At 39.8% G+C, this 2,986-nt stretch carries 2 protein-coding genes and 2 pseudogenes; 2 read left to right on the top strand and 2 right to left on the bottom strand.

Annotated elements, in window-relative coordinates; genetic code table 11:
* Positions 1-167 precede the first annotated feature (167 nt).
* Both PN450_RS23995 and PN450_RS23990 read left to right on the top strand, forming a co-directional pair.
* Positions 168-944, top strand: a pseudogene (locus tag PN450_RS23995) (6-pyruvoyl trahydropterin synthase family protein); the annotation flags it as partial.
* Positions 918-1,436 (top strand): 6-pyruvoyl trahydropterin synthase family protein, encoded by a 519-nt coding sequence (locus PN450_RS23990; protein ID WP_465249368.1) that lies wholly within the window; start codon positions 918-920, stop codon positions 1,434-1,436. The pseudogene PN450_RS23995 and the gene PN450_RS23990, both read left to right, overlap by 27 nt.
* Positions 1,437-1,545: 109 nt before the next feature.
* Here the strand turns inward: PN450_RS23990 and PN450_RS00085 are convergent, their stop codons facing one another.
* The gene (locus PN450_RS00085) at positions 1,546-2,523 is read right to left on the bottom strand and encodes a PrsW family intramembrane metalloprotease (RefSeq protein WP_271834935.1); all 978 of its coding nucleotides are present in this window, start codon (positions 2,521-2,523) and stop codon (positions 1,546-1,548) included.
* Positions 2,516-2,986: pseudogene (locus tag PN450_RS00080) on the bottom strand (hypothetical protein); the annotation flags it as partial. The gene PN450_RS00085 and the pseudogene PN450_RS00080, both read right to left, overlap by 8 nt.

The raw sequence follows: 2,986 nt of genomic DNA, 5'->3' as shown, positions 1-2,986 counted from the left end.
CTACAAGGGAATGGGGTTTTTAAAGCCTCTCCCCTGGTAGGGGAGAGGTTTGGAGAGGGGTCTGTTTCCACATTAAAAACTTTTAAAACATCCTCTAAGTAACAAATTGGTTTATGCTGTAAATAGTGAAAGTTTAAGAAATATTAAGTTCTCCTCCTCGTATAATCATGCAATGTATTGTTAATCGCCGCGATCAGTTTTCAGCAGTTGGTCGGTATTGGTTCCCAGAACTGAGTCAAATTGAGAATTTAGAAAAATTTGGTGCTTACTCAAAATTTCCCGGACACGGACACAACTATGTCTTGTTCATTTCCATGATTGGGGAATTAGATGAGTATGGTATGGTGCTGAACCTGTCTGATGTCAAGCACGTCATTAAAGGGGAAGTTACCAGTCAACTAGATTTTTCCTATCTGAATGATGTGTGGACAGAATTTCAACAAACTCTCCCCACAACGGAAAATATTGCGCGAGTGATTTGGGAACGTTTAGCACCCCATTTACCTTTGGTGCGCGTCCAGTTATTTGAACATCCTCAACTTTGGGCTGATTATCAGGGAGAGGGAGAAAAAGCTAATTTGACTATCAGGACTCATTTTAGCGCTGCTCACCGTCTAGCTCCTAACCTCAGTGTTGATAAATATGGTAGATGTACTCAGACTCACGGTCATAATTATCATCTAGAGGTGACTGTGGAAGGGGAAATAGACTCCCGTACTGGCATGATTGTGGATGTAGCTGCTTTAAATCGAGTGGTGGAAGATTATGTGGTGAGAATATTTGATCACTCTTGTGTGAATGAAGATATTCCTTATTTTGCCGATATTGTCCCCACTACAGAGAATATTTCCCGTTACATTCATGGTCTTTTAGAATCACCCATTGATGAATTAGGGGTGAAGCTATCCAACATTAAACTGTTTGAAAGTCATCAACTTTGGGCAGATTATTCGGGTAAAGATAGGTCAGGTTATCTGAGTATTAGCACTCATTTTAGCTCTGCTCATAGATTGGCACACCCTGATTTTAGTTTGGCAAAAAACACGGAAATTTATGGTAAATGCGCTCGTGTAAATGGACATGGACATAATTATCAATTGGAAGTAACGATAATTGGGGAAATTGATTCCTCTACGGGTATGGTTATTGATTTGGGGGCTTTAAATCAGATAATTACAGATTACGTGATTGAGCCATTTGATCATACTTTCTTAAATAAGGATGTTGCTTTCTTTAATCAAGTTGTGCCGACTGCGGAAAATATTGCTCTTTATATTAGTAATACTTTGCGATCGCCTATTCAAGAATTAGGTGCAACTCTTTACAAAGTTAAACTGGTTGAAAGTCCTAATAACGCTTGCGAAATCTATGCGGCTGATTCAGAATCAACATCTGTCAATGCAGCAGTAAGTCAACCCGTATTGGCAATAGTTTAAACCTATCCAGCATCCAGATCCCCGACTTCTTTGAGAAGTCGGGGATCTATTTGATCTATTGTATAAGGAATAGATTTATGGATCTTACAAACTAAAACGGGAAAATAAATTATCGGTTAAACAAATGCCGACGACTGGCTAAACTGCGTAAATAGCGATAAATTAACCAAGCTAAAAGTCCTACACCAAAATTGAATAATAGTTCTTGGGCTATAAACCAGAAAATTTTCGGATCAAACCAAAGTTCCCACCGCAAAGGACTAATTTTTCGGGCTAGAATCAATAATCCAAATAGAGAATTTCCGCCTAGTGATAGGATTAACAATACTAAACCCCTTTGCCAAGTGCAGGCTGAGGATGTATGTCCAGAAATTAACACTAAAGGATGTTTTCTCTGGAGTTTTCGGAGTAGTTGTTCCCACCGCCAAAACATCCATAATAGTAAAGGAAATAAGCCATAAATGAGTAAATTTGTGGGCTGCGAAAACCTCACAGAAATACCTAAAATATTGACTAAAGCATGAAAGCAAACAGAATTTAACCAAGCGATAAAAATTAAATCCCGATCTCGATTTAACCTTCTCCTAGCAGAAATATATATCCCTAAAGCGTACCCCCAAGGAGCAGAAAACATCGCATGAACTGGAGTACCAATAATGCGGTCTAAAATTGAAGATGTGCCGTGAGATAAATAAATCCAGGTTTCTTCCGCTGTGAAACCTAAAGCTACGGCTATGGTAAATAAAAAAACTGTAGTAGCTCGGAGATGATACTGACGTTGTAAATAGCAAATCGGGAGAATAACTGCTACTAATTTACAACCTTCTTCAATGGGAGCGATCGCTAATATTTGCCGAAAAACGACACCAGAAAAATGACGCTGGATCTGTTGCCAGTCTAAAACCCGGTTAGCTACATTTTCCATAGCCCATTCCAAGCCCAGAGCAGCAAAACCAGAGATAGCGCCAATAATGAACAAAATCAATAAATTTAACCACGGTGGGGCAGCAGGAGTTCTGCGGTAGTAAAACCACAAAAACAGCAGGGGGGGGATAACTGCCCACAGCACTACATATAAATTAGCCACTCACCTGAGCAATGATAGTACGGTAACGAGGACTATTGCTAGTAATAGTAGGAGATTGGAAACCTGCCCCAATTAGGGCTTGTTCAATGTCCAAACTAAAATATTCATCTAAATAAGGTTCGGTACTTTTGAGCAACGTCAAAATATAAGTTGGCATTTTTTTGTAATTTTCCGATTTAGGATTCATGTCCGTAGATTCAGCTTGATCATGTACCCAGTTGATTTGGGCAAGACGACGTTGTTTAGTCCGATAGTTAGCTACAGCTAGAAGGTAAGGAGATAAGTCTAAACCAGTAATTTTGGCTTGGGGATATACTGCCTGTAAGAGGATGTTTGAAAAGTTTTGAATGTATAAATTGACCCCTCTCCAAACCTCTCCCCGACGCGGGGAGAGGCTTTGAAAACCCCATTCCCTGGTAGGGAAGGGGGGCAGGGGGGTTAGGTTTTTGGAAATTATGGGTTT

This window comes from Dolichospermum lemmermannii CS-548, from assembly GCF_028330815.1.
Lineage (GTDB): Bacteria > Cyanobacteriota > Cyanobacteriia > Cyanobacteriales > Nostocaceae > Dolichospermum > Dolichospermum lemmermannii.
The sequence above is the reverse complement of the archived record's forward strand: the minus strand, read 5'-3'. Positions and strand labels throughout refer to the sequence as shown.